Annotated in this window: 27 protein-coding genes, 1 tRNA gene and 1 rRNA gene; 23 read left to right on the top strand and 6 right to left on the bottom strand. The window is 56.3% G+C overall.

Features of this window, described 5'->3' with window-relative positions:
- The first annotated feature begins 9 nt into the window (after nt 1-9).
- Nucleotides 10-126, top strand: a 5S ribosomal RNA gene (gene rrf / locus FX155_RS08535).
- Nucleotides 127-226: 100 nt separating this feature from the next.
- On the opposite strand, the gene FX155_RS08530 is transcribed toward rrf, so the two are convergent.
- Nucleotides 227-1174 carry a LysR family transcriptional regulator gene (locus FX155_RS08530; RefSeq protein WP_022487432.1) on the bottom strand — a complete coding sequence of 316 codons (948 nt, stop codon included), beginning with the start codon at nt 1172-1174 and terminating at the stop codon, nt 227-229.
- 155 nt (nt 1175-1329) lie between these two features.
- Between FX155_RS08530 and FX155_RS08525 the strand changes: the two genes are divergently transcribed.
- The 4 genes from FX155_RS08525 to FX155_RS08510 all read left to right on the top strand — a co-directional run bounded on the left by FX155_RS08525 (nt 1330) and on the right by FX155_RS08510 (nt 3228).
- Nucleotides 1330-1509, top strand: a complete 180-nt coding sequence (locus FX155_RS08525; RefSeq protein WP_022487433.1) for a hypothetical protein — start codon at nt 1330-1332, stop codon at nt 1507-1509.
- A 79-nt stretch (nt 1510-1588) separates the two neighbouring features.
- Nucleotides 1589-1996, top strand: coding sequence for a VanZ family protein (locus FX155_RS08520; protein ID WP_022487434.1), 408 nt, complete (start codon nt 1589-1591; stop codon nt 1994-1996).
- Nucleotides 1997-2019: 23 nt separating this feature from the next.
- Nucleotides 2020-2289, top strand: a complete 270-nt coding sequence (locus FX155_RS08515) for a hypothetical protein (RefSeq protein ID WP_022487435.1) — start codon at nt 2020-2022, stop codon at nt 2287-2289.
- A 108-nt stretch (nt 2290-2397) separates the two neighbouring features.
- Complete coding sequence (locus FX155_RS08510) at nt 2398-3228, top strand: MetQ/NlpA family ABC transporter substrate-binding protein (protein WP_022487436.1); 831 nt, start codon at nt 2398-2400, stop codon at nt 3226-3228.
- A 91-nt stretch (nt 3229-3319) separates the two neighbouring features.
- Here FX155_RS08510 and FX155_RS08505 read toward each other — a convergent pair.
- Nucleotides 3320-3405, bottom strand: a tRNA-Leu gene (locus FX155_RS08505).
- A 71-nt stretch (nt 3406-3476) separates the two neighbouring features.
- On the bottom strand, nt 3477-4295 hold the full coding sequence (locus tag FX155_RS08500) for a hypothetical protein (RefSeq protein WP_022487431.1): 819 nt from the start codon (nt 4293-4295) through the stop codon (nt 3477-3479).
- A 223-nt stretch (nt 4296-4518) separates the two neighbouring features.
- On the opposite strand from FX155_RS08500, the gene FX155_RS08495 reads away from it, so the two are divergent.
- Complete coding sequence (locus tag FX155_RS08495) at nt 4519-5700, top strand: copper amine oxidase (RefSeq protein ID WP_154488426.1); 1182 nt, start codon at nt 4519-4521, stop codon at nt 5698-5700.
- A gap of 128 nt (nt 5701-5828) precedes the next feature.
- Complete coding sequence (gene rbr, locus FX155_RS08490; RefSeq protein WP_022487429.1) at nt 5829-6371, top strand: rubrerythrin; 543 nt, start codon at nt 5829-5831, stop codon at nt 6369-6371.
- Nucleotides 6372-6411: 40 nt separating this feature from the next.
- Here the strand turns inward: rbr and bioB are convergent, their stop codons facing one another.
- Nucleotides 6412-7392 (bottom strand): biotin synthase BioB, encoded by a 981-nt coding sequence (gene bioB / locus FX155_RS08485; RefSeq protein ID WP_229778500.1) that lies wholly within the window; start codon nt 7390-7392, stop codon nt 6412-6414.
- A gap of 103 nt (nt 7393-7495) precedes the next feature.
- Between bioB and FX155_RS08480 the strand changes: the two genes are divergently transcribed.
- Nucleotides 7496-7771: a hypothetical protein gene (locus FX155_RS08480; protein ID WP_154488425.1), complete on the top strand. Its 276-nt coding sequence runs from the start codon at nt 7496-7498 to the stop codon at nt 7769-7771.
- Between the two features lie 35 nt (nt 7772-7806).
- Here FX155_RS08480 and FX155_RS08475 read toward each other — a convergent pair whose 3' ends face one another.
- Both FX155_RS08475 and nadE read right to left on the bottom strand, forming a co-directional pair.
- Nucleotides 7807-8292 carry a QueT transporter family protein gene (locus FX155_RS08475; protein ID WP_288310587.1) on the bottom strand — a complete coding sequence of 162 codons (486 nt, stop codon included), beginning with the start codon at nt 8290-8292 and terminating at the stop codon, nt 7807-7809.
- Nucleotides 8289-10196 (bottom strand): NAD(+) synthase, encoded by a 1908-nt coding sequence (gene nadE / locus FX155_RS08470; protein WP_154488424.1) that lies wholly within the window; start codon nt 10194-10196, stop codon nt 8289-8291. The genes FX155_RS08475 and nadE overlap by 4 nt, the downstream gene beginning before the upstream one ends.
- A 198-nt stretch (nt 10197-10394) precedes the next feature.
- Here nadE and thrC point away from each other — a divergent pair, with 198 nt between their 5' ends.
- The 15 genes from thrC (at nt 10395) to FX155_RS08395 (ending at nt 25023) form a co-directional block, all read left to right on the top strand.
- Complete coding sequence (gene thrC, locus FX155_RS08465) at nt 10395-11897, top strand: threonine synthase (RefSeq protein ID WP_154488423.1); 1503 nt, start codon at nt 10395-10397, stop codon at nt 11895-11897.
- A gap of 195 nt (nt 11898-12092) precedes the next feature.
- Nucleotides 12093-13607, top strand: a complete 1515-nt coding sequence (locus FX155_RS08460; protein WP_154488422.1) for a 4Fe-4S dicluster domain-containing protein — start codon at nt 12093-12095, stop codon at nt 13605-13607.
- Between the two features lie 89 nt (nt 13608-13696).
- Nucleotides 13697-14428, top strand: a complete 732-nt coding sequence (locus FX155_RS08455) for a YebC/PmpR family DNA-binding transcriptional regulator (RefSeq protein WP_022487421.1) — start codon at nt 13697-13699, stop codon at nt 14426-14428.
- Nucleotides 14429-14532: 104 nt separating this feature from the next.
- Nucleotides 14533-15030: a crossover junction endodeoxyribonuclease RuvC gene (ruvC, locus tag FX155_RS08450; protein WP_022487420.1), complete on the top strand. Its 498-nt coding sequence runs from the start codon at nt 14533-14535 to the stop codon at nt 15028-15030.
- Complete coding sequence (gene ruvA / locus FX155_RS08445; RefSeq protein ID WP_154488421.1) at nt 15027-15641, top strand: Holliday junction branch migration protein RuvA; 615 nt, start codon at nt 15027-15029, stop codon at nt 15639-15641. The genes ruvC and ruvA overlap by 4 nt, the downstream gene beginning before the upstream one ends.
- Nucleotides 15642-16658 (top strand): Holliday junction branch migration DNA helicase RuvB, encoded by a 1017-nt coding sequence (gene ruvB / locus FX155_RS08440; protein WP_154488420.1) that lies wholly within the window; start codon nt 15642-15644, stop codon nt 16656-16658.
- Nucleotides 16655-17968 carry a SpoIID/LytB domain-containing protein gene (locus FX155_RS08435; protein ID WP_154488419.1) on the top strand — a complete coding sequence of 438 codons (1314 nt, stop codon included), beginning with the start codon at nt 16655-16657 and terminating at the stop codon, nt 17966-17968. Before ruvB ends, FX155_RS08435 begins: the two co-directional genes overlap by 4 nt.
- A 12-nt stretch (nt 17969-17980) precedes the next feature.
- A complete protein-coding gene (queA, locus tag FX155_RS08430) occupies nt 17981-18997 on the top strand; it encodes a tRNA preQ1(34) S-adenosylmethionine ribosyltransferase-isomerase QueA (RefSeq protein ID WP_154488418.1) in 1017 nt (338 codons plus the stop codon).
- 10 nt (nt 18998-19007) lie between these two features.
- Nucleotides 19008-20129, top strand: a complete 1122-nt coding sequence (gene tgt, locus FX155_RS08425; RefSeq protein ID WP_154488417.1) for a tRNA guanosine(34) transglycosylase Tgt — start codon at nt 19008-19010, stop codon at nt 20127-20129.
- Nucleotides 20130-20135: 6 nt separating this feature from the next.
- Complete coding sequence (gene yajC, locus FX155_RS08420; protein WP_154488416.1) at nt 20136-20510, top strand: preprotein translocase subunit YajC; 375 nt, start codon at nt 20136-20138, stop codon at nt 20508-20510.
- Nucleotides 20510-21085 (top strand): 5-formyltetrahydrofolate cyclo-ligase, encoded by a 576-nt coding sequence (locus tag FX155_RS08415; protein ID WP_154488415.1) that lies wholly within the window; start codon nt 20510-20512, stop codon nt 21083-21085. Before yajC ends, FX155_RS08415 begins: the two co-directional genes overlap by 1 nt.
- A gap of 12 nt (nt 21086-21097) precedes the next feature.
- Nucleotides 21098-22351, top strand: coding sequence for a protein translocase subunit SecD (secD, locus tag FX155_RS08410; RefSeq protein ID WP_022487412.1), 1254 nt, complete (start codon nt 21098-21100; stop codon nt 22349-22351).
- Nucleotides 22348-23229: a protein translocase subunit SecF gene (gene secF / locus FX155_RS08405; RefSeq protein ID WP_022487411.1), complete on the top strand. Its 882-nt coding sequence runs from the start codon at nt 22348-22350 to the stop codon at nt 23227-23229. The genes secD and secF overlap by 4 nt, the downstream gene beginning before the upstream one ends.
- A gap of 337 nt (nt 23230-23566) precedes the next feature.
- Nucleotides 23567-24514: a D-2-hydroxyacid dehydrogenase gene (locus tag FX155_RS08400; RefSeq protein ID WP_154488414.1), complete on the top strand. Its 948-nt coding sequence runs from the start codon at nt 23567-23569 to the stop codon at nt 24512-24514.
- 113 nt (nt 24515-24627) lie between these two features.
- Nucleotides 24628-25023 carry a LapA family protein gene (locus tag FX155_RS08395; protein ID WP_022487551.1) on the top strand — a complete coding sequence of 132 codons (396 nt, stop codon included), beginning with the start codon at nt 24628-24630 and terminating at the stop codon, nt 25021-25023.
- Nucleotides 25024-25027: the final 4 nt, after the last annotated feature.

The following is a 25027-nucleotide window of genomic DNA, read 5'->3' as shown; positions in this document are numbered from 1 at the left end:
GTTACATAATCCGGTGGCGATAGCTAAGGGGATCCACCTGTTCCCATGCCGAACACAGCAGTTAAGCCCTTATACGCCGAAAGTACTCGACTGGAAACGGTCCGGGAGGATAGGGAGCTGCCGGTTAAGAGAAAAGGCCTGCATCGAAAGATGCAGGCCTTTTTGTCGCGGGTCGCGGGCTGTGAGTCACGGCCCACGACTGGGGTTGTGAATATTTCACAACCCCTTATCCATTCTGGATTTTTTTCATATATTCCAGCAGTTTGTTGGTGAAATCTTCCAGGTATCTGGGCCTTACCTGGGCTTTCAGCCGGAGAATGCTGGAGCGCATGGTGTGGGTCTCACCGGCTATGTAGAAGGCCAGCAGGGGGTCTTCCTGATCCTTCTGGACTTCCCGGATCAGAGGATAGGCCAGCACATCATTGCAGAAGGTGGCTGTATGGCCCAGCCGGCACAGCTGGATCTGGGTGCTGATGTCGCTGATGGAAATGGGCTGGGGGCAGTCCAGATGATTTTCCCGAAGGCAGCTCTGGACCAGTTCCAGCAGGGTGCTGTGTTCCCGATTGCCGATCAGGGGAAAAGGCTTGAATTCCTGAAGGGAGATGGTATTTCCTGTTTTCCAGTTTTCCGGGGAGAAGGTACCCAGATGATACTGGCGGAAAAAAGAAAGGGTGCCCACTACCATCAGTTTCTCTTTGCCAATCAGCTTCTCTTCCAGGAAGGGATCAGAAGGTGCATCCAGCCCCAACACCAGATCCAGCTGCTGGGTTTTCATCAGTTGGATATGTTGGACTGTATCCCCCAGGGTGATGGAAATGTGGACTTGTGGATAAGTCCCGTGGAATGTTTCCAGAAAACGGGGCAGCAGGAGACGGGCCCGGGAGGTACTGATCCCCAGGCGGATCTCCCCGATTTCTCCCGCCTCGATTTCCTGGATCCGATGGCCCAGGCTTTCTTCCAGGTGCTGGATCTGCCGGAGGGTGCTGACCATGGCTTTTCCTGATTCCGTCAGCTGGAGATGCCTGCCCCGGAGGAACAGTTTCGTATGGAGCTGTTTTTCCAGTTTGCTGATATGCTCGCTGAGACACTGCTGGGTTACAAAGGCCCGTTTGGCTGCCTTGGTGAAATTCATCTCTTCCGCCGCCAGCAGAAACATTTTTTGCGCCAATTCCATGGGACCGCCTCCTTTTTCTGTATTATACTACAATCTCCAGCTTGTAATAACACTGAAATCTATTTGTTTTTCTTTGTATAAGTTTCGTCGTATACTGTAGTCACAAAGAGAAAACAAACCAATCTGCAGGAAAACAAGGGAAGGGAGAGATCCGTATGGAAAAGAAAGTTTTTACGATGTGGGAAATGAATCTGGGCTTCCGTCCCAAGGATTTCCAGAGCGTATGGGGGGCCGTAATCCAGAAGAACAGTCCGAAGCAGTCCTGCCCCAAGGTAAAGGCAGCCAGACAAGGGCGTGGGCCTGTGGATTTTGAATCCAGTGCCTGGTCGGTATAAAAGAAAAAGAAGAGGAGCCGTTGCCTATGGGACGGCTCCTTTTATGTTATAATAATCCCATTATACAGGAGGTGAAGATATGGGCCGTCGGGTGCTTTGGGTTTTGCTGGTGGTGTTGCTGGGGTTCATCTGGGGGCACTCTCTCCAGAATGGGACAGCTTCCCAGGCCGAGAGCCAGTCGGTGCTCCATCTGGCCCTGGCCCGGTGGGGCAGTCTGCCGGGGATGGGGTATCTGAATTTCTACACCATCCGGAAACTGGCCCATCTGACGGAATTCACTGCCCTGGGCATGGTGCTGACCGGCCTTACAGGACGGGGCCTTCCGGCGCTGCTTCTGGGAGCTGCGGCAGGGGCCGTGGACGAATGCCTCCAGCTGTTCAGCCCGGGCCGCAGTGCCCAGGTGTCGGATGTGCTGCTGGATACCCTGGGAGTGTTTGTGGGTATCCTGGCAGTACAGCTGCTGTGCCGGCTGTGGGAAGAGAAATAATAAGGAAACCGAAGGAGAATGATATGACAAGACTGGAACAGCTGAGCCGGGAACTGGTGGATGTGGTGGTGAACCTGGGGTATCCGGCGGAACTGGGAGAACTGATGGCCCAGAACCTGGGGACGGAGAGCACCGTGGAACGGATGACCCAGTACCTGATCCACGTCCAGCCCCCTACGGCAGAAGAAATGGTGGACGAAATGCTGGCCATCTGCGAAGAACGGGATAAATGGGTCCAGAAGAAAAAGAATGAGTATTACAACCGGAAAGTGAACGAATGGATCAATCGGTGAGAGGGGGCTGTTGCATAGGCAACAGCCCCTTGACATCTCTCCCTTTTCCGACTATGATATACACATTAATTACTAGTAAAACAATATGAATTAAAAGGGAGCGATGAGATGTTGGGAAAAGGTAAGATCCGTTTGTTTTTGACGGGATTGGTTGCGGCAGCCCTTTTGGCGGCCGGATGCGGAGGCAGCGGTGCCGACAAGAAAAGCGCCGACAGCGGCAAGCCCATCAAGATCGGGGCTACGGCCGGGCCTCATGCGGATGTGGTCCATGCGGTGGCGGAAGAAGCCAAGAAGCAGGGGCTGAACGTGGAAGTGGTGGAATTCTCCGATTACATCACTCCGGACAAAGCCCTGGCAGAAGGGGACCTGGATCTGAACAGCTATCAGCATGCGCCCTTCCTGGCCAACTTCAACAAGCAGAACGGTACCAAGCTGGTGCCCATCGGGAACACCATCCTGATGCGGATGGGCATCTACAGTGACAAGATCCATGATCTGAAAGATGTGCCGGACGGCGCCACGGTGGCTATCCCCAACGATCCCACCAACGGAGGACGGGGCCTGGCACTCCTGGAAAAAGCCGGCCTGATCAAACTGAAGGAAGGGGTCGGTTTCAAGGCTACCGTAAACGATGTGGTGGACAACCCCAAGAACCTGAAGTTCAAGGAACTGGAAGCGGCCCAGATGCCCCGGAGCCTGGCGGATGTGGACCTGGCAGTGATCACCATGAACTATGTTATGAGCTCCGGTATGGACGTGAAGAAACAGGGGCTGTTCTGGGAAAAGGATGATGAACCTCTGGCCGTGATGGTACTGGTAGCCCGGGAAAAGGACAAGGAAAAGGCGGAATACAAAAAAATCGCCGAAATCTTCCATTCCGAAGCGGTGAAGAAGTTCATCGAAGAAAAATTCAAAGGGACGATTGTACCAGCGAAATGAAAACAGGGGGTGCTGCATATGCAGCACCCCCTGTTCGTGACCCAAAAAGAGGCTGTTGCATTTGCAACAGCCTCTTTTATCATTTCAATAATGGTGCCGAAGGCCGGACTCGAACCGGCACGCTTTTAGGGCGCTTGATTTTGAGTCAAGTGCGTCTGCCAATTCCGCCACTTCGGCAAGCGTGATGGGTATCACAATAAAATTATTTTAGCATGGGGTTGGAACCATTGTCAAGAGAAAAAAGGGCTTTACTTTCCCTGGTCCGTGTCCACCAGGGTTTCAGCTCCCAGACGGACGGGGCCGCCGATGGTGAGGGAAATGATTTCTCCGTCTTTCCAGTCGGCCTCAATATCGATCCGGCCTCCTGGTTCCTGGAGGGTGGCGGCCAGGGACCGTTTCTGACGATGGGCCAGGGCGGCAGCCACAGCAGCAGATCCGCTGCCGCAGCTTTTTTCGTGGTACAAGGTACCGGTAGCGGATACATAGACAATGGGGATCACTTTCAAGGTGCTGATTTCCACCAGCATCAGCCCATAGGCTTCCGGTTCCGTTCCCCGGGAAATTTCCCGCTGGAGAGAATAGAACAGCTGGTCCTGGTCCACTTCGTCCACATTCAGGGTAAAATACACATAATGGGTGATCCCGGGCAGGACCACTTCCTGGCATTCCACACTTTCCCGTTCATAAGAAAGACGAATCTTCCCAATGGACAAAGGGGGCGGCAGCTGAACTGTGGCATCGTAGAGATTTTCCCGGATCTTTTTGGCAGAAACCGGGAGGGGAGTGGGACAGCCGCTGCAGGTGACCTGATATTCTCCTTCTTTCTTCCCCTGGTAGAAGAGGGCACAGGCACCGGCAGAACGGGTGGCATTTCCGCAGAATTCCCCACCCATCATCTCCACCTGGGGCTGGTCTTCCTTAAAGGAAAGACACCCTACCTGCTCCACAGAAGGGTCAAGGGCCAGCAGCTGCCGGTTCAGTTCTTTACGGTTTTCCTGAGGGACCGGATCCAGCACATACAAGGTTATGTTGCCGCTGGGATCGGCCTGAATGGTACGGACTTTCATAGCAACTTCCTTTCTTGGAAAAGAACCATTTATACAACGAATTCTTAAAATACTCTCATAATTAAATCCTATATTTTATATTATAGCGATTTGCCCTGTATTATACAAGGGAAAAAGCGGACTTTTGAGTAATTTCTGAAAACAACAAGGCGGGAGGTTTTTGTGTTAGAATAAGGAATGTGTTTTTTGCCAATCTACTTTAATGATACAGGAGGTTTCATTGTTGCATTACCGTAAATCTTTATGGAGTTGGCTCTGTGCCGGACTGTCCCTGCTGCTTCCCCTGGGAGCCCAGGCTTCGGTCCAGGATCTGGCCTGGCAGGATGGGGTGCCGGCCTATGAGGAAGTAAAAGGGACCATTACCCATGACGGTCCCAAACTGATTTTTTCCGACAGCCCGGAAATGGTGGGAAAAATCGGGATCATGTACCGGGATACGGTGGAGGGGCCGGTGCGGCTTTTCTTTCATCATGTAAACGACACCCGTACGGACAAACGGCTGGCGGTGCTGCTCCGGCGGACTACCTTGCGGCCCAGCCTGGTTAACTTGGGGAAGAACGGAATCTCCCGTCCCAATGAGGACTGGCTGGAAGCCGGGAAGGAAGCCCAGGAACGGTATTACAGTTCCACCCCCAACGGCCGGAAATTCTTCCTCAGCGGGCCCCGGGATATCCTGAACAACGGGAAGGGGTACATTCTCCATCCTCAGGAACTGGTCACCGGGATTGTGGATCTGAATTTTGAAAGACCGGTGGAAGTTTCCTTTATCATGATGCCGGTGGATGCGGATCCAAGGGTATCTGCGGAAGTCTATTCCATCCTGCCCCCTGATGAAGGAGGCCATGTGCTCCGGGGTACTTTTGAAGGGGCCAATGTCCATGTGACCCTGCAGGATGCTTTTGATACGGACAAGGGAACCATCTGGGGCCTGGAACTGGCAGACGACAACAAGGATCCCTATGTACGGGGCATCGATGTGACCCGGAATGAACCGGTGGTCAACTATGGGAACTACGGGGTCATGTACGACGTGAATTTCCGGACCCGGGGCAAGAATGATGCTCAGCTCCGGTTCAATCCCTATGGGGGCGCCTATGCTGGGTTTGGAGTACTTACCGCTCAGGGGGAAACTGCCCGGTACATCCGGATCCCGGATAACCGGCTGTCCTTTGGCTGGAACCATGACGGGGAAACCATGAAACTGGGGACGGTACCGGCAGGGAAAAGCGCTTCCTTCTACTTCTCTCCCCCCGGTTCTTCCAATCTTCCGGTGAGGATTTTCTGGGAAGGGAAGCATGATTCTCAGGTACAGAAGAAATCCGGACGGGTGCGGACGGCAGAACAGATCCTGGCAGAACGGTTGGCCCGGAAGGAACAGAACAAAACACAGACTAAAAGAAAATAATTATTAAAAACCCTTGACTATTTTCTAGGTTTGTTGTACTATATGGGTGTCAGGAAATGACAATGAAAAAAAGGGTACAAGACAGTTCCCCGGAAGGGGGAACAACAGAAAAAAAGGAGGATTTGACAATGGCTGAATTGAAAGGTTCTCAGACTGAAAAAAACTTATGGACTGCGTTTGCAGGTGAATCCCAGGCTTACAATAAATACGGGTATTATGCCAGTGTAGCAAAGAAGGAAGGGTACGAACGGGTAGCCAAGAACTTCCTGGAAACTTCCGGCAACGAAAAGGAACATGCCAAGATCTGGTTCAAGGCTCTCCATGGTGGCTCCATCCCTGATACGGTGGAAAACCTGAAGGATGCAGCAGCCGGCGAAAACTACGAATGGACTGAAATGTACAAGGAATTCGCAGAAACCGCTGAAAAAGAAGGCTTCAAGGATCTGGCTTACAAGTTCAAAGCCGTGGGCGCCATTGAAAAGCACCATGAAGAACGGTACAGAGCTCTGCTGAAGAAAGTGGAAGATGGCACCATGTTCCAGCGCAGCGAAAAGACCGTGTGGATCTGCTCCAACTGCGGCCATATCGTGGAAGCGGAAAAAGCACCGGAAGTATGCCCGGTCTGCGCTCATCCCAAATCCTATTTCATGGTTAACTGTGAATGCTTCTGAGCCTGAAAAAAGCCCCCGTGAAGGGGGCTTTTTTTTATGCTCAGTGATTGGTCAGGCCAAGCTCTTTCAGCATTTCCATATCGTCTTTGATGGTGGTGCCGCTGGTGGTGAGCATGTTGCCGGTAATGGAAGCGGAGGCTCCGGCCAGGAGGGCAGTGGCTCCGTTTTTGGGCAGCAGCTTCCGGCCGGCAGCCAGACGGATATTGGCGGTGGGGTTGATGAACCGGAAGATGGCAATGGTCCGGAGGATGTCTTCTGCAGGCAGGGGCTTCCGGCCTTCCATACCGGTGCCGGGAATGGCCATCAGGGCGTTGATGGGAATGGATTCGATCCCCAGGCTCTGGAGGGTAAAGGCCATGTCCAGCCGGTCCTGCCAGGTTTCGCCCATGCCGATGATGCCGCCGGAGCATACGCACATGCCTTCCGCCTGGGCAGCCTTGATGGTGCGGATCCGGTCGTCAAAGGTGTGGCTGGTGCAGATCTGGGGGAAGTACCGCCGGGAGGTTTCGATGTTGTGGTGGTAACTGGTGACCCCGGCTTCCCGGAGACGGCGGAACTGTTCCCGGCTGATGATGCCGTGGGAGGCACACAGGTCGATGGTCAGGTCCTTTTTCATGGCTTTGTAGATATCCAGGGCCTTTTCAAAATCCTTCCCGGTAAGAGCCCGTCCGGAAGTGACCATGGCGAACCGGTTGGCACCAGCATCCTGGTCGGCTTTTGCGGTTTTCATCACTTCTTCTTTGGACAGGAACCCGTATTCTTCACAGCCTGTATGGTGACAGGCGGCCTGGGCACAGTATTTGCAGTTTTCCCCGCAGCGGCCGCTCCGGGCGTTGATGATGGTGCAGAAATCCACATGGTTGCCGCAGAAGTGCTTCTGGAGCCGTCCGGCTTCCTGCTGGAGTTCGGCCAGGTCCTGGGTCAGAAGGTCCTGGACTTCCGGGTCTTCCGGTTTCAGCCGGTACCCGTCCATGATCCGGTCGGTCAGTTCGCGCAGTGCTTCTATCTTCAATGATCTCATCCCTTCTGGTATAATATGCTTATCATTATAAAGAATGAGGATTTTGCGGTCAACCTTTTTAAATAAGAGGTTAACGCAAAATAAAAACAAAGGAGGAAGAATCATGGAACTGCTGTTTATCTATATGGACGGGTGCCCTTACTGCAAACTGGCCGGGGAGGTACTGGAAGGTCTGTATGCCGGCCATCCGGAATACAAAAAGATCCCCCTGGTGAAGGTGAACGAAAACCGGGAACCGGAAAAACTGAAGGGCCGGAAGTACTACTACGTGCCCACTTTCTTCTATGGAGAAGAAAAAATCTACGAGGCCCAGCCGGGAGATGGCCGGGAGAAGATGGAAAAGATTTTGGGAGATTTTTTCAAAAAGGCTGTCGATTGATGAAAATGAGGTGCTGCCCAGGCAGCACCTCATTTTCATTCCATCAATATTTTCCTGCATGTTTCATTTTTCAGGATCATTTTCAGCAGCAGGGTTCCCAGGACGGTGACGCTGAGGAATTCTCCTGCACCGATGTAGATCATGGCGGCCCCCAGGGACAGATCCGGGGGCAGGGCGGCCAGCACGTCCAGCTCTGCCCCGATTACCACTCCGTTGCTGATCACCGGGCACAGGGAAGCCAGCAGGGGACTTTTCAGCCTGTGCATGGGCCAGATCCCCAGGAAGGTGGCCAGGGTTCCCAGGACCATGTCCGGCAGGCCGAAGGGGCTCCCCAGGTTGGCCAGGAAGCAGCCGGCGGTGAGCCCGGGGATCCATTTCCTGCTGCAGAAGGCCAGCAGGGTGAGACATTCGGATACCCGCACCTGGACAGGCCCATAGCTGAAAGGGGCCAGGCCCAGGGTCAGGGTTGCATAGATGGCGGCCAGGAGGGCATTCCGCAGGAGCCAGACCTGAGGGTTCACTGGTCTTCTCCCAGGGCATGGGCCTTCAGTTCCCGGTATTTCCGGGAGTAGAAGGGCTTCAGCTGGGACTCCCGGTGGTCATAGCCATAGGCCCGTTTGGAAATGGCCAAGATGGGGGGAGCCTGGATCCGCTTGGCCACAGCCAGACCGCAGAACAGTTTCCACCACCGTTCCAGGTCGGCAATAAAGGACCGGGCATCCGGGAACAGCTCAGCCACCAGTCCCTTTTCGCAGCCCAGGTGTTCTTCCAGGGTGCCTTCCAGGTACCAGGTCAGCAGTTCTTCCGGAGAGGTCTTGGTCCAGCTTTCCACAAAGGCCTGGAGCAGGTAATCGTGGTAGGGGTACACCAGAGGGTCCCCGCCGGTGCCTACGGTCTGGGCAGCGGACAGTTCCGCACTGGGTTTGATCCGGAAGATTTCTTCCGGGATCACTTCCCGCCGGAACACTTCCTCATTGAGGTAACGGCCCAGGGCATAGACCTGGTGTTTCCACAGGTCTCCGATGAGTGCCAGTACCCCGGCAATGTCCCCGTAGAAAGTGGCATAGCCCACGGTCATTTCCGCCTTGTTGGAGTTGCAGGAGAAACCGCCGCCAAACAGGGAAGCCAGGCCGGCCAGCACCCGGGCGCCCCGGTCCCGGGCCTGGATATTTTCCGCTGCAAAGGGGGTGACTTTCAGATGGAAGTCCTCCCCGGAGGTGTAATCGTGGATGGGCGTACTGTTGAACTGGAGGATGGTCTTTTCCACCACTTCCTGGATGGGGAGGATGGCGTAATTGGCCCCCAGGGCTTCCGCCATTTTCTGGGCCAGGCTCTTGGTCAGTTCCGAGTTGAACTGGCTGGGCATGTTCACCAGCAGCACGTTTTCCGGTCCCAAAATGTCCACGTAGAAAGCGGCGGTAACGGCAGAATCGATGCCCCCGGACACACCGATGGTCATTTTCCGGATCCCCAGCTGGTCCAGGAACCGGGAAGCCCCGTACCGGAGGGACTGATAGATTTCCTGGGCGTCGGAAAGGGAGGGCTGGAGTCCCCGTTTCCCCTGGAGCTCCCCGGTGTCCGGGTTCCACCGGCTTATCAGCAGGTCTTCCTGGAAGGCAGGAGAATCGGTGATCATCCGGCCCCTGGCATCGTACATGCAGCTGCAGCCGTCGTAGGTGAACACGTCTTTCCCGTTGTTCTGGATCCCCACATTGTTGCAGTAAACCAGGGGGATGCCTCCCTGACGGGACTGGCGGACGAACAGATCGTGGCGCTTCCGGTTCTTGTGGAAGGTATAGGGGGAACAGGACAGGTTGCAGAGGATCTGGGCTCCGTTCTTTTCCAGCAGTTCCGGCACATTATAATGGTAGTTCTCCGTCCAGCCGTCTTCGCACAGGAGCACTCCCAGCTTCAGTTCCCGGCCCCGGATGGTGACGGTCACCGGTTTTACCAGGTCTTCCATGGTGACCTGGCCACCCAGTTCCGGCAGCAGTTTGGCGGTGCTGTGGAAGTACCGGCTGTCGTCGAATTCCCGGTAGTCAGGAAGGGAGGTTTTGCTGATGAAAGGATAAGGCAGTCCCCCCTGGAGCAGCTTTCCGTCCTGGGCCACAAAGGCGGCGTTGTATTTCCGCACCCGGCCGTCTTCGTTGACCTTGGCCGGATCGGCAGCGATATTCCCGAAAATCACGCACAGGCCCTGGCTGGCGGCGATGATCTCTTTGCCCCAGGCTTCACAGTCCCGGATAAAGGCGCTCTGTTCCCACAGATCTCCCAGCAGATAGCCCGGAACCATCAGCTCCGGCAGGAGCAGGATGTCCACTTGATTTTCCCGGGCGCTGGCTATGGCCTGGAGGGCTTTCCGGGTGTTGGCTTCCGGATTGCCCGGTTCGATTTGGATTTGTGCACAAGCAATTTTTACGTCCATTTGTCTCTCGCTCCATAAATTGATATAATGAACAGAACTAAACTGCTTCCATTATAGCAAAAGGGGACCGGATAGGAAAGGCGGGCCCTGGGGGAAGGCTGAAATGCGAACAAAGAAAATATTTGACTTGTAAATGTTGCGTATATACAGCTCTTATGCTATGATACGAGGTGCGATATGCAGAAAGTAGGGGGGACTATGTTATACATTAGTACAAGAGGGAAAACTGATATGGTGAGCTCCGCTCACGCCATTTCCAATGGCCTGGCTGCTGACGGGGGACTGTTCGTGCCCAAGGAATTTCCGCCCATCAGCTTGGCGGAAATCGATGCCATGCGGGAAGCACCCTACAGTGCCCGGGCACTGACGGTGCTGGCCCGGTTCCTGACAGACTACAGTGAAGAGGAACTGAGACACTGTGTGGAAACGGCCTACAGCAAGGAACGGTTCGGGGATTTCCCGGCTCCGCTGCACCTGCTGAAAGACAACCTGGACGTACTGGAACTGTGGCATGGCCCTACTTGTGCGTTTAAAGACATGGCCCTGCAGATCCTGCCCCTGTTCCTGACCAAGGCGGTCCAGAAGACCGGGGAACAGAAGAAACTGGTGATCCTGGTGGCTACTTCCGGGGATACGGGGAAAGCGGCCATGGCCGGGTTTGCCGATGTGCCGGAAACGGAAGTCATCGTATTCTATCCCCAGGAAGGGGTCAGCGACATCCAGAAGCTCCAGATGGTGACCCAGAAAGGGGCCAATGTCCATGCGGTGGCGGTGGAAGGGAACTTCGATGACGCCCAGACCGGGGTAAAGATCCTGTTCGGCAGCCGGCCTCTGGCAGAAGAACTCCAGGCCCACGGCTGTGCCTTCTCTTCGGCCAACTCCATCAACTGGGGACGGCTGGTGCCCCAGATCGTGTACTATTTCAGCGCCTATGCGGATGCGGTGAACAGCGGCCGGATCGAAAACGGCGCACCGGTGAACTTCGCCGTGCCCACCGGGAATTTTGGGGACATCCTGGCCGGGTTCTATGCCAAACTGATGGGGCTGCCGGTGAACAAGTTCATCTGCGCCTCCAACAGCAACAATGTGCTGACAGACTTTATCAACACCGGGGTATACAACCGGAAGCGCCCCTTCCACAAGACCATTTCTCCTTCCATGGATATCCTGGTTTCCAGCAACCTGGAACGGCTGCTGTTTGAAGAAACCGGCCATGATGCGGCCCAGGTGGCGGAATGGATGAAGGAACTGAACGAAAAAGGCGAATACAAGATCAGTACTGAACTCCAGAACCAGATCCTGAAGGACTTCTTCGGCACCTGGGTGGACGAAGTGGAAACCCGGGAAACCATCGGGGATGTGTACAACAACTACGGCTATGTAATGGATCCTCATACGGCAGTGGCCTACAAGGCCATGGAAAAATACCGGCTGATGACCGGGGACGAAACCTACAGCATCGTCCTGAGCACCGCCAGCCCCTTCAAGTTCAATGATGTGGTCCTGGCTTCCATCGATCCGGATACCTACGAAGGGAAAAAGCTGGATCCCTTTGTGGCCATGGAAGACCTGAGCAAGGCGGCCAAGCTGCCCATCCCTGCCAGCATGCAGGAACTGCCCCATCTCCAGAAACGCCAGAGCGACGTGGTGGACAAGACCCAGATGGAAGGGGAAGTGAAGAAGCTGTTGGGGCTGGAATAAAGAATGACATAAAAGGGACCCGTCAGGGTCCTTTTTATTATACCTTTTATAAGGAAAAATCTATGGATAAGTGTAACTTTTGTGTCAGTTTGACTTAAAAAAGTACAGTTCCCGGCTTATTTTTTCTTGTAAAATATGATATGATAGAGGGCATGTAGAATGATCGAATTTCATTGATTCAAAGGGGAGCAAGAAATGGAAGTCACTGTTATTACGAATATCAGACGGAAAGTGCTGACCATGCTGTCGAAAATGGCCTATGACGGGAATCTGCCGGACCATGTGTATGATGTGCTGCAGATCGTCAACGAAAACACCCCCCGGACCCGGTGCTGTGTCCACAAGGAACGGGCGGTGCTGAAGGAACGGATCTGTGTGGCCCTGGGTGTGTACGAGGACATGAACATCATCGACGCCGCCAACAAGGCCACCACGGAACCGGTGGACCGGACCCAGCATGTAATTGCCGTGCTGCCGGAAGCCTGCTCTGCCTGCCCGGTGAACAAGTACATGATCACCGACGTGTGCCGCCGCTGTCTGACCCACCGGTGCATGAACGGTTGCCCCAAGAAGGCTATTTCCGTATACCAGGGCCGTGCCCATATCGACTATGACATGTGCATCGAATGCGGCAACTGCAAACGGGCCTGCCCCTACGGCGCTGTAGTGGAAATCGCCCGTCCCTGTGAAAATGCCTGCAAGGTCCATGCCCTCCATACCGGCAAGAACAAAAAAGCGGAAATCGACAAGAACATCTGCGTGGAATGCGGTGCCTGCCGGGGTGCCTGCCCCTTCGGCGCCATCGAGGAACGGAGCCATATCGTCCAATTGATCCAGGCCATCAAGAGCGGCAAGGAAGTGGTGGCTCTCCTGGCTCCTTCCTTTGTGGGCCAGTTTGGTTTGAAGGTACAGCCGGGGCAGATTGTGAAGGCCTGTCAGGAACTGGGCTTTGCTTCTGTGAAGGAAGTGGCCCTGGGTGCGGACATGACCACCATTTCCGAAGCGGAAGAATTCCTGGAAAAGGTGCCCACCGGCAAACAGAAAATCATGACCAGTTCCTGTTGCCCGGCCTTTGTGGCTACAGTAAAGCGCCATGCCCCGGGTTTGGCGGACTGCATTTCCGATGCGGTGTCTCCCATGGTGGCCCGGAGCAAGCTGGAAAAGTACGCCCATCCTGGTGCCCTCACCTGCTTCATCGGTCCCTGCATCGCCAAAAAGGTGGAAGCCCGGGAACATCCGGACGAAATCGACTTTGTGCTGACCTTCGAAGAACTGAAGTGCATGATGGACAGCCAGGGCATCGACCCGGCAGCCTGCGAAGTGGCTCCGTTCCATCCTGCTTCTTCCGCTGACGGGTGCAGCTTCCCTCAGGCGGCCGGGGTAAGCACCGCTGTGAAGGACTATATCCGGGAGAACCATCCGGAAGTGGATGTGGAATCTCTGAAGACCCTGTACTGCAACGGGCTGGATGAGTGTCTGGGGGCCCTGAAGGATGTGGAAGCCGGGAAACTGGATCTCCAGTATCTGGAAGGGATGGCCTGCCAGAAAGGCTGTCTCAACGGACCGGGGGCTCTGACGGAACCGGGCCTCACCCGGGTGCTGCTGAAACGGTTTGCAGGCACCACCCAGGCGGACAGTGCCGGGAAAATCGATAAAGCCATGGACGGCGTGAAGAACGTGGACATGGAACGGGTATATTTGCGCAAATAAACAGAGTGTGATAAAATAGCCGGGTATGAGTACGTTGAAAACAGGGCTCCATACCCGGCGTTTTCGAATTTAGGTAGGAGGAAGTTAACATGTCAGGACATTCCAAGTGGGCAAATATCAAATTCAAAAAGGGAAAGGCTGATGCCCTCCGTGGGAAGATCACCACGAAGATCGGCCGGGAAATCACCATTGCAGTACGCATGGGCGGTCCTGATCCTACTGGCAATATGAGACTGAAACTGGCTTTGTCCAAGGCCAAAGCCAACAACATCCCCAAGGACAATATCAAACGGGCCATCGCCAAAGGCCAGGGTGCCACCGAAGGCTCCAACTACGAACAGATCACCTACGAAGGCTACGGCCCGGCCGGGGTGGCCATTATGGTCAGCGCTCTGACGGACAACCGGAACCGGACGGCTGCCGATGTGCGGCACGTGTTCTCCAAAGGCGGGAACATGGGGGAATCCGGCTGCGTGGGCTGGATGTTCAAGAACAAAGGCGTGTTCACTGTGGAAAAGGAAGGGGCTCCTTCTGAAGACGAAGTGATGGAAGTGGCACTGGATGCCGGTGCGGAAGACATGGAAACCACCGATGACGCCTATGTGATCACCACCGCTCCGGAAGATTATGATGCCGTGGAAAAGGCTCTGGCCGACCACAACATCGAAGTGGCCATGAGTGAACTGTCCCTGATTCCGGACAACACTGTGGCAGTCACCGGGGAAGATGCAGAAAAAGTCCAGAACATGATTGATGCCTTCAACGATCTGGACGACGTGCAGGACGTTTATACGAACGCTGACCTGCCTGAGGAAGAATAAGGGGGAAGCTGCCTCACAGCCATCCCAGGAATGAATACGGCCGGCCAGCTGGGGAAGGGCTTCCCCGGAGGCCGGCTTTTTGACCCTAAGGAGGGAAACAGGATATGCTGGCATTGGGTATCGACCCGGGAACGGCAATCTGCGGCTACGGGCTGGTGCGGCTGGAACGGAGCCGGCTGATCCCGGTCCACTATGGGGCCGTTTTTACCGACAAGGACATGCTGCCGGAGCGGCGGCTGAATAAAATCTATGAAGAACTGACGGATCTGATCGACCGGTTCCATCCGGATTTCATGTCCGTGGAAAAACTGTTTTTCAACCGGAATGTGACCACGGCCATTGCAGTGGGAGAGGCCCGGGGGGTTATCCTGCTCACAGCGGCCCGGGCGGGCATCCCGGTATATGGCTATACCCCCATCCAGGTGAAGCAGGCCATCACCGGGACCGGACGGGCCAACAAGGAACAGGTGACCTATATGGTGCAGAAACTGCTCCATATCGAGGAAAAACCCAAACCGGATGATGTGGCCGATGCCCTGGCCATCGGAATCACAGGGCTGAACTTCATCCGGGAACAGGAACTGCGGGAGAGAATGCGATGATTGGATTCATTACCGGACGGGTGGACCATATTGGAACGAATTTCTGTCTGGTGGACACCCAGGGGGTGGGCTACCGGATCTTCCTGAATACCGGGGATCTGTCCCGAATCCAGGTGGATCAGAAGGTGAAAATCTACACCTATCTGTCCGTACGGGAGGATGCCCTCCAACTGTTCGGCTTCCTGTCCTACGACGCCTATTCCCTGTTCACCCAGCTGATCACCGTCAGCGGCATCGGCCCCAAGGTGGCCCAGGGGATCCTGTCAGCGGCCAAGGTGGATGCCTTCTATCTGGCGGTGAAGAACCGGGACCTGAAGTTTTTGACCAAGCTGCCGGGAATCGGAAAGAAAACCGCAGAACGGCTGCTGCTGGAATTAAAGGACATGACCGGACCGGAAGGTCTGGAAGAAGAGGGAACGGGGGAAGGCTTTGACGGGGAATTCCCGGAAGACGACACCACCACCCTGGGGGCTGTGTCCGAAGGGCTCAGCTATCTGGGGTATACCCAGGGAGAGATTGCCCAGGTGCTGAAGAAACTGAAAATCACTGCTGACAGCAGGGCGGAGGACCTTCTGAAGGAGGCTCTGCGCCTTTTGGCCAGGAGGAGTTAAATGGAAGATACCAATCGCGTGATTGCCGGGCACGAGCAGGAACAGGACGGCTGGCAGTACAGCCTGCGTCCCCGGCGGCTGGCGGAATACATCGGCCAGTCCAAAGTGAAAAAGAATATGGAGATTTTCATCCAGGCGGCCCTGAAACGGAAGGAAGCCCTGGACCATGTGCTGCTCTATGGGCCTCCGGGCCTGGGGAAGACCACTCTGGCCAACATCATCGCCAATGAGCTGAACGTGAACATCCGGATCACCAGCGGTCCGGCCCTGGAGCGCCAGGGGGACCTGGCGGCCATCCTCACCAATCTCAGCGACAGCGATGTACTGTTCATCGATGAAATCCACCGGCTGCCCAAAACTGTGGAGGAAATCCTCTATTCCGCCATGGAAGACTATGCCCTGGACATTATCATCGGCAAGGGGCCGGCAGCCCGGAGCGTCCGGCTGGATCTGCCCCGGTTCACCCTGATTGGGGCCACCACCCGGATGGGATCCATTGCGGCACCTCTGCGGGACCGGTTCGGGGTGATCTGCCACCTGGAATTCTACACTCCGGAAGAACTCCAGATCATTGTGGAACGGGCGGCGGAAATTTTGAAAGTGACCATCGATCCGGAAGGGGCCTATGAAATCGGACGCCGGAGCCGGGGCACTCCCCGGGTGGCCAACCGGCTGCTGAAACGGGTCCGGGACTTTGCGGAAGTGGGGGGCCACGACACCATTACCCGGGACGTGTGCCGGGATGCCATGAAGCGGCTGGAAATCGACGATTTGGGCCTGGACCAGAACGACCGGCGGCTGCTGAAGAAGCTGGTGAAGGATTTCGGCGGACGGCCGGTGGGGGTGGATACCCTGGCAGCTTCCCTCAACGAGGAGACTGAGACCCTGGAAGATGTGTATGAACCCTATCTGATGCAGCTGGGGATGCTCCAGCGGACACCCAAGGGACGGCAGGCCACCCTGGCCGCCTACCAGTATCTGGGAGTGCCCTATCCCACGGAGGACGGAAGCAAATGAAAGGGAAACGGACCCTTTTCCTGACGGCCTTCTTCCTGCTGCTGATCCACGCTGTGGTCCTGGCGGCAGGGGGAGGACCCCGGCTTCGGGTGGGACTGGCGGTGAACCAGTTTTCAGCCCAAGTGAGTTCTGCCGGGAAAATCAAAGTGGTGGATGCCGGCGGCCGGACCACGGTGTTGAATCCGGGGAACCATTTCATCAGCGTAAAGAACGGCTCCCTGTATGCGGACCAGAAAAAGCTGTCCGGCAGTCAGGTGTCCCTTGTGGCGGCGGATGCCAAAAATCCCCTGCTGGTGAACCGGAAAAAGTACCGGGGCGCCCTGACGGTGCTCCTGAACAGCGGGAAAAAGAACCTGAATGTGGTGAATACCCTGCCCCTGGAGCAGTATCTCTATGGGGTGGTGGCCAAGGAAGTGCTGCCCCTGTGGCCGGACGAAGCCATCAAGGCCCAGGCAGTGGCGGCCCGGAGCTTTGCCCTGTACAGTATGGACAACGGGAAGTATCCCAATTTCGACATCCGGGCCAACGAACTGGGCCAGGTGTATGGAGGCCTTTCCGCGGAACACGCCAACACCTCCAAACTGGTGGATGCCACCAGCGGCATGGCGGCCCTTTATGACGGGGCTCCCATCCAGGCGGTGTTCCACAGCAGCGGAGGCGGTTATACGGAAGCGGCCAGTGCCGTGTGGGGGAAGGACATCCCCTATCTCCAGGCGGTGCCGGATTACGACCAGGATTCCCCCAAATATGCCTGGACCAGGACCTTTACCAAGGCCCAGCTGACCCGGCTCCTGAGCCAGGGAGGCTACGAACTGGGGGACCTTCAGGGAATCCGGCTGTCTGCCCGGACGCCAGCTCCCATGCGCTGGACCCCGGACCGGGGTGTTTCCGGACGGGTGAAGCGGCTGACCTTTGTGGGGTCGAAAAAAAACGTTACCCTTACCGGCACCCAGGTCCGGTCTCTGCTGGATCTGAACAGCACGCTGTTTGATGTGCAGATCGGCCTGGAACGGCCCAAAGAACTGGACGTGACCATCACCAACGGCTATGGATATCCCATCGGAAAAAAGACCATCCCCATCGGGGACGGAAAAAAGGATGTGCCGGACGGAGCCAGTGTGGGAGACATGCGGTTGTTTTCCAATGTGGAGGGAGAAAAGGTGAGCTTCATCGGCAACGGGTTCGGCCACGGGGTCGGCCTGAGCCAGTGGGGCGCCCGGGGCATGGCCCTCCAGAAGGAAAAAAAGAACAATTACAAGACTATCCTGTCCCATTATTATCGGGGTATAACGATAAAACAGGTTTATTAGGAGAGAAAACAAATGGAAGTTACTGATTTTGACTATGATCTGCCACAGGAACTGATTGCCCAGACACCGGTGGAACCCCGGGATTCTTCCCGGCTGCTGGTGATGGACAAAAAGACCGGAGAACTGGAACACCGGCATTTCTTCAATCTGCCGGAATATCTGAAGCCCGGAGATGTGCTGGTGTTCAACGACACCCGGGTCATCCCGGCCCGGCTCCACGGGTTCAAGACCACCGGAGCCCATGTGGAAGTATTCCTGCTGACCCGGAAGAACGCCACGGACTGGGAAGTCCTGGTGAAGCCCGGGAAGAAGCTCCAGAAAGGAGCTCAGATCAAGTTCAGCGATGAACTGAGCTGTGAGATCCTGGAAACCACGGATTTCGGGGGCCGGATCGCCCGGTTCCAATATGACGGGATCTTTGAGGAAATCCTGGACCGGCTGGGAGAAACACCTCTGCCGCCTTATATCCACGAAAAGCTCCAGGACAAGGAACGGTATCAGACCGTGTACAACCGGGAACGGGGCAGCGCGGCGGCCCCTACCGCCGGGCTCCATTTCACCAAGGAACTGCTCCAGAAGATCCGGGACATGGGAGTGGAAGAAGTGTTCGTCACCCTCCATGTGGGGCTGGGCACCTTCCGTCCGGTGAATGAAAGCCGGATTGAGGACCACAAGATGCACCGGGAATTCTACACCGTGTCCCAGGAGGCGGCGGACGCCATTAACAAAGCCAAACGGGAAGGACGGCGGATCATCGCCGTGGGCACCACCTCCGTCCGGACCCTGGAAAGTGCCGGAGCCAGCGGAGAAATGAAAGCCGGGGGCAACTGGACCAGCATCTTCATCTATCCGGGCTATCAGTTCCGGTTCGTGGATGCCCTGGTGACCAATTTCCATCTGCCCCAGAGTACGCTGATCATGCTGGTGTCCGCCCTCAGCACCCGGGAAAACATCCTCCACGCCTATAAGGTGGCGGTTCAGGAGAAGTACCGGTTCTTCAGCTTCGGCGACGCCATGTTCATTCATTAAAGGAGAAAATATGCATTCCGTCTATTTCGAACTCATCAAGGAAGATTCCCGGAGCGGGGCCCGGCTGGGGAAACTCCACACCCCCCACGGGACCTTCGACACCCCCATGTTCATGCCGGTGGGGACCCAGGCCACAGTGAAGACCCTGACCCCGGAAGAGCTGTACGCCATGCACTCCCAGGTGATCCTGTCCAACACCTACCACCTGTTCCTCCGGCCGGGGACGGAGCTGGTCCGGAAAGCCGGCGGCCTCCACAAGTTCATGAACTACAAACGGGGGATGCTCACCGACAGCGGCGGCTTCCAGGTGTTCAGCCTGGGAGAGATGCGGAAGATCACCGAAGAAGGGGTCATGTTCCGGACCCATCTGGACGGCTCCCGGCAGTTCCTGAACCCGGAAGTGGCCACCAAAGCCCAGGAGGACCTGGGGGCGGACATTATCATGGCTTTCGATGAATGCATCCCCTATCCGGCGGACCACGGCTATGCCAAACAGTCCACGGAACGGACCACCCGCTGGGCCCGGCGGTGCCTGGAAGCCAAGACCCGGGAAGACCAGGGTCTCTTCGGTATCATCCAGGGAGGCATGTACCCGGATCTGCGGGAATACAGCGCCAAGGCCATTACGGACATGGACTTCGCCGGGTTCGCCATCGGGGGCCTGTCCGTAGGGGAACCTCATCCCCTGATGTACGACATCCTGGACAAGACCACCCGGCACATGCCCAAGGACAAGGCCCGGTATCTTATGGGAGTGGGCACCCCGGACTGTTTGGTGGAAGGGGTGAACCTGGGGGTGGACATGTTCGACTGCGTGTATCCCACCCGGGTGGCCCGGAACGGCACCGCCATGCTCCCCACCGGCCGGCTGGTGGTGCGGAACGCCCAGTATGCGGAAGACTGGCGGCCCATTGACGAGCACTGTGACTGCTATACCTGCCGGAACTTCAGCCGGGCCTACATCCGCCATCTGTTCAAGGCGGAAGAAATCCTGGCCCTGCGGCTCTTGTCTATACATAATCTCCATTTTCTGCTAAAATTTGCAGAGGATATGAGAAAAGCCATCGCTAACGATACGTTCCCCGAATTCCGGGCAGCGTTCTTAGAGAACTATGAAACCACAAGGAGGTAATTTTCGATGGACAATCTGCTTCAAATGGCTTGGCCTTTCATTCTCATGGGTGTGATCTTCTATGTAATGATCTACCGTCCCCAGAAACGGGACCAGAAGAAACGCAGTGAGATGCTGGATTCTCTGAAGGTGGGCACCAACATTGTGACCATCGGCGGCATCCTGGGCACCATCACCAAGGTCCAGGAAGACAAGGTCCGGATCAAGGTGGCCGAAGGGGTGGAATTCCACATCAGGAAATCTGCCGTAGGCGGCGTAATCACTTCTGCCTTCACCAAGAAGGAAAGCAAGAAGGAAACGCCTGTCCAACCGGAAGCCAAACCGGCGGAAGCCCCTGCTGAAGGAGCTGCCCAGGCAGAAGGGAACGGAGAAGAAAAATAATGGATAAGAAAGCTGTCCGCCAGGAGATCCGGGAAAAGATCCTGCGGCTGAACCAGCGGGAAATCCACCGGTTCAACCGGGAAATCAACAGCCACATCGTAAACAGCCGGCTGTTCCTGGAAGGGAAAGTGATCATGGGGTATCTGGGGGAACCGGGAGAAGTGAACATCGATCAGGCTCTCCAGACCGCCCTCAATATGGGCAAGACCGTGTGCGTGCCCCAGATCCTGGAAGGACCTGGCCAAATGGCCGCCGCACGGCTGGTGACACTGAAGAAGCTGGCCCGGGACCGGTACGGGATCCGTACTCCCCAGGAACCGGTGGAAACAGTGGCGCCGGAAGACATCGACCTGGTGCTGACTCCGGGACTGGGCTTCACCTCCCAGGGAGAACGGCTGGGCCGGGGGGCCGGGTATTATGACCGGTTCCTGCCACGGTGCACCAAAGGGGTTCCCATGGCAATCGGGTACGAAGTGCAGGTGCAAAAAGAGCTGCCCACCAGTGCCCATGACGCAAAGGTCCGTTATCTGTGTACGGAAAAAGGACTGCGGGTATGCAAGAATAACGGAAAATGAGGGGGAATCGTTTTGGAAAGTAAAAATCGGGTCAAGCTGCTGGTTTCAGTGCTGGCCATTGTGATTGCTTTTGCCGTATTCATCAAACCTCTGGCCAGTACGGTAAAGCAGGGGCTGGACCTCCAGGGCGGCACCCATGTAGTGCTCCAGGCCCAGGAAACCCCGGAGAGCAAGGTGGACGATGATGCCATCAACCGGTCCATCCAGATCATCGAACGCCGGGTCAACGAGCTGGGCCTGACGGAACCGGTGATCCAGCGCCAGGGCAAGGACAAAATCATTGTGGAACTGCCCGGGGTGAAGGATCCGGAACAGGCCATTGCCATGCTGGGCAAGACGGCCATGCTGGAATTCAAGGACATGGACGGGAACACCGTCCTTACCGGGAAGGATCTGAAGGATTCCAAGGCCAGCGCGGACCAGAGCGGCCAGCCGGTGGTCACCCTTCAGTTCAATGAAGAAGGAGCCAAGAAATTCGCCGACCTGACCGCCCGGAACGTGGGCCGGCAGATTGCCATCCTGCTGGACGGCAACGTGCTCACCGCTCCCCGGGTCAGCGAACCCATTACCGGGGGCAATGCCCAGATCACCGGGTCCAAGGACGCCAAGGAAGCGGAACATCTGGCCATCCTCCTGCGCAGCGGCTCTCTGCCGGTGAAACTGGAAGTGGTGGAAAACCGCACCGTAGGCCCCACCTTGGGCCAGGACGCCAAGGACGCCAGCATGAAGGCTTTTGCCATCGGTCTGGCCGGGGTGTTCCTGTTCATGCTGCTGTATTACCGGCTGTCCGGTCTGGTGGCTGATATTGTGCTGCTGCTGTATACCCTGCTTCTTTTGGCCGTGATGAAGGGGCTCAACGCTACCCTGACCCTGCCGGGAATCGCCGGGATCATCCTGTCCATCGGTATGGCTGTGGATGCCAACGTGCTGATCTTTGAACGGTTCAAGGAAGAGATCCTGGGGGGCAAGACCCTCCGGGCGGCGGTAAGCGCCGGGTTCTCCCGGGCCTTCACCACCATCCTGGACTCCAACGTGACCACCCTCATGGCGGCTGCGGTGCTGTTCTATCTGGGCACCGGCCCCATCAAGGGCTTTGCGGTGACCCTGGCTCTGGGGGTGCTGATCAGTATGTTCACGGCCGTGACGGTGACCAAGTTCATCCTCAGCGCTTTCATTGGCAGCAATTTCACCAAGAATCCGGCCTGGTTCGGGGCTAAGGCCCCTCAGCCGAAAACAAAAGACGGAAAAGGGGAGGCGGCACGATGAAAAAGTTTTCCATAGTCAAGCATGCCAGGATCTTCTTTTCCATTACGGCTGTGGTACTGATTGTAGGGATTGTTTCCATGTTCACCCGGGGCTTCAACCTGGGAATCGATTTCACCGGGGGCAGCATCCTGGATATCAAGTTCGAACAGCCGGTGACTGTGGCCCAGGTCCGGAGCGTACTGAGCGACCATCAGCTGGGCAGCAGTGTGATCCAGCTGGGCAGCAGTGACCAGCAGGTGGAAAGCAGCCAGTCGGTGCTGATCCGTACAGGCCTTGTGAGCGACAGCCAGCGGGTGGAAGTGATGAATGATCTTACCAGCCGCCTGGGGAAAAATGAAGTGCTCCGGGTGGAAAACGTGGGAGCCACCGTAGGCAGCGACCTGGTGAAAAGCGCCGTGGGGGCTGTAGTCCTCAGCTGGGTGCTGATGATCATCTACATCACCATCCGGTTTGAGCTCCGGTTCGCCCTGGCGGCCATTGTAGCCCTGATCATTGACGTGCTGGTGACCCTGACCTGGTTCTCGGTGCTCCACCTGGAAATCGACTCCTCCTTTGTGGCGGCTCTGCTGACCGTTGTAGGGTATTCCGTAAACGGAACCATTGTGGTGTTCGACCGGATCCGGGAAAATCTCCACATCCACCGGCGGAACGAAAGCATGGGGGATCTGGTGGATGCCAGCATCTGGCAGACCATGACCCGGAGTGTTTACACCACCCTGACCACCCTGTTTGCGGTGGTGGCCATTTTCCTGTTCGGGGGAGAGACCATCCACAACTTCTCCTTCGCCATGCTGGTGGGCTTTGGCAGCGGGTTCTACACCTCCACCTTCCTGGCCGGGAGCATGTGGCTGTTTTTCCGGAAGAAACTGGGGAGATAAGGCGCCTGCAGCGCCTTATTTCCGGCCAGTGGCCAAGGGATAAAATTTGCAGGCAAATTTTTGCCAACAAAAACGCAGCCTCAGGGCTGCTAACCCACCACCAGCCTTGTGGCTGGTCCCCCGCCCTTGAAAAGGGACGGATATACGATTGAGCCTTCGGCCCTTGCTTATTGATACCAAGGCGTAAGCCAGACGTGCAATTTATCCGCCCTTTACAAGGGCGGGGGACCGTTGCGTCTCCGCAATGGTGGTGGGTTAGCAGCCGCAGGCTGCGTTTTTTTCAAGGAACCTGCTGGACGGGTTCCTTCCGACAGCCCACAAGGAAAGGACTGATACCATGAAAATCGCGGTACCCATGTTTATGCGGGAAAAGGACAGAAAAGTGCTGGAGAAGGCGGCTCCCGGAGCGGAATTCTGCTACGGAAAGGACCTGGACACCCTCCAGGGGGCGGAAGTGATCATCGGCAATGTGGCCCCTAAAAAGCTGGCAGGCCTTGCCGGTCTGAAATGGGTCCAGCTGAATTCCGCCGGGGCCGACGCCTACTGCAAACCAGGGATCCTGGATCCTTCCGTCCAGCTGACCAACTGCACCGGAGCCTATGGCCAGGCTCTTTCGGAACATATGCTGGCCCTGACCCTGTCCCTCCAGAAGAAGCTGTACCTGTACCACCGGAACCAGCTGCAGCATCAGTGGAAGGATGAAGGGGAAGTGACCAGCCTGGAAGGGGCCACCGTGGTGGTGGTGGGCTTTGGGGACATCGGCCGGTCTTACGGACGGCTGTGCCGGCTGCTGGGGGCCCACGTGATCGGCATCCGCCGGCACCGGGGGGAAATCCCGACCGAAGCGGACCAAATGGGGACCCTGGAAGATCTGCCAGGGTTCCTGGGACAGGCGGATGTAGTGGCCAGCGTGCTGCCGGGGACGCCGGAAACCACCCATCTGTATGATGCCGGGATGTTCCAGGCCATGAAGCCCGGAGCCTTCTTTATCAACTGCGGCCGGGGAAATGCGGTGGTCCAGGAGGACCTGGCCCGGGCCCTTTCGGAAGAGCATCTGGCCGGGGCGGCTCTGGATGTGACGGATCCGGAACCTTTGCCGGCAGACAGTCCCCTGTGGGATGTGCCCAATCTCCTGATCACTCCCCACATCAGCGGGGACCATCACCTGCCCCAGACCTGGGACAAAGCCGTGGCCATTGCCGCCCGGAACCTGAAACACTATTTGGCCGGTGAGCCGCTGGAAAATCTGGTGGACCGGAAAACGGGATACAAGAAGAGCGTATAAAGAAGGGGCTGTTGCACAAGCAACAGCCCCTTCTTTTTCTCCCCAAAATACGGTATAATAGAACATCACGCAGGTGTATTATCCTTGGAATTTTGATGGAAAGGACGTGCGTCATGCTTTATGTGATCCTGATGGGCATCATTGCCCTGTTCATTGCCATTTTTGCACTCCAGAATGCGGCGGCTGTGGAAGTGAGCTTCCTCATCTGGCATTTTTCCCTGTCCCTGGCCCTGATCATCATGGGCTGCCTGCTGCTGGGATTCCTCCTGGCCAGTCTGTGGACCCTGAAGGTGAAAGCGGGACATTATATGAAAGACCGGAAGCTGAAGGAACAGCTCCGGCAGCTGGAAGAAAAGAAGGAAGCCTGGGAGGCCCAGCAGCGGGAACGGATGGACAGCTTCCGGATCCCCCGGATGGATCTGCCCCGGCGGGGAGAAGGAAAAAGCAAACCTTTTGATGTGAAAAAGGATAAAGACCCCATCATCAAACCCTTCCGGCCCAAGGAGTAAGAAG

Source organism: Acidaminococcus fermentans, assembly GCF_009696675.1.
Taxonomy (GTDB): domain Bacteria; phylum Bacillota; class Negativicutes; order Acidaminococcales; family Acidaminococcaceae; genus Acidaminococcus.
This window is presented reverse-complemented; position numbering and strand designations above follow the sequence as displayed.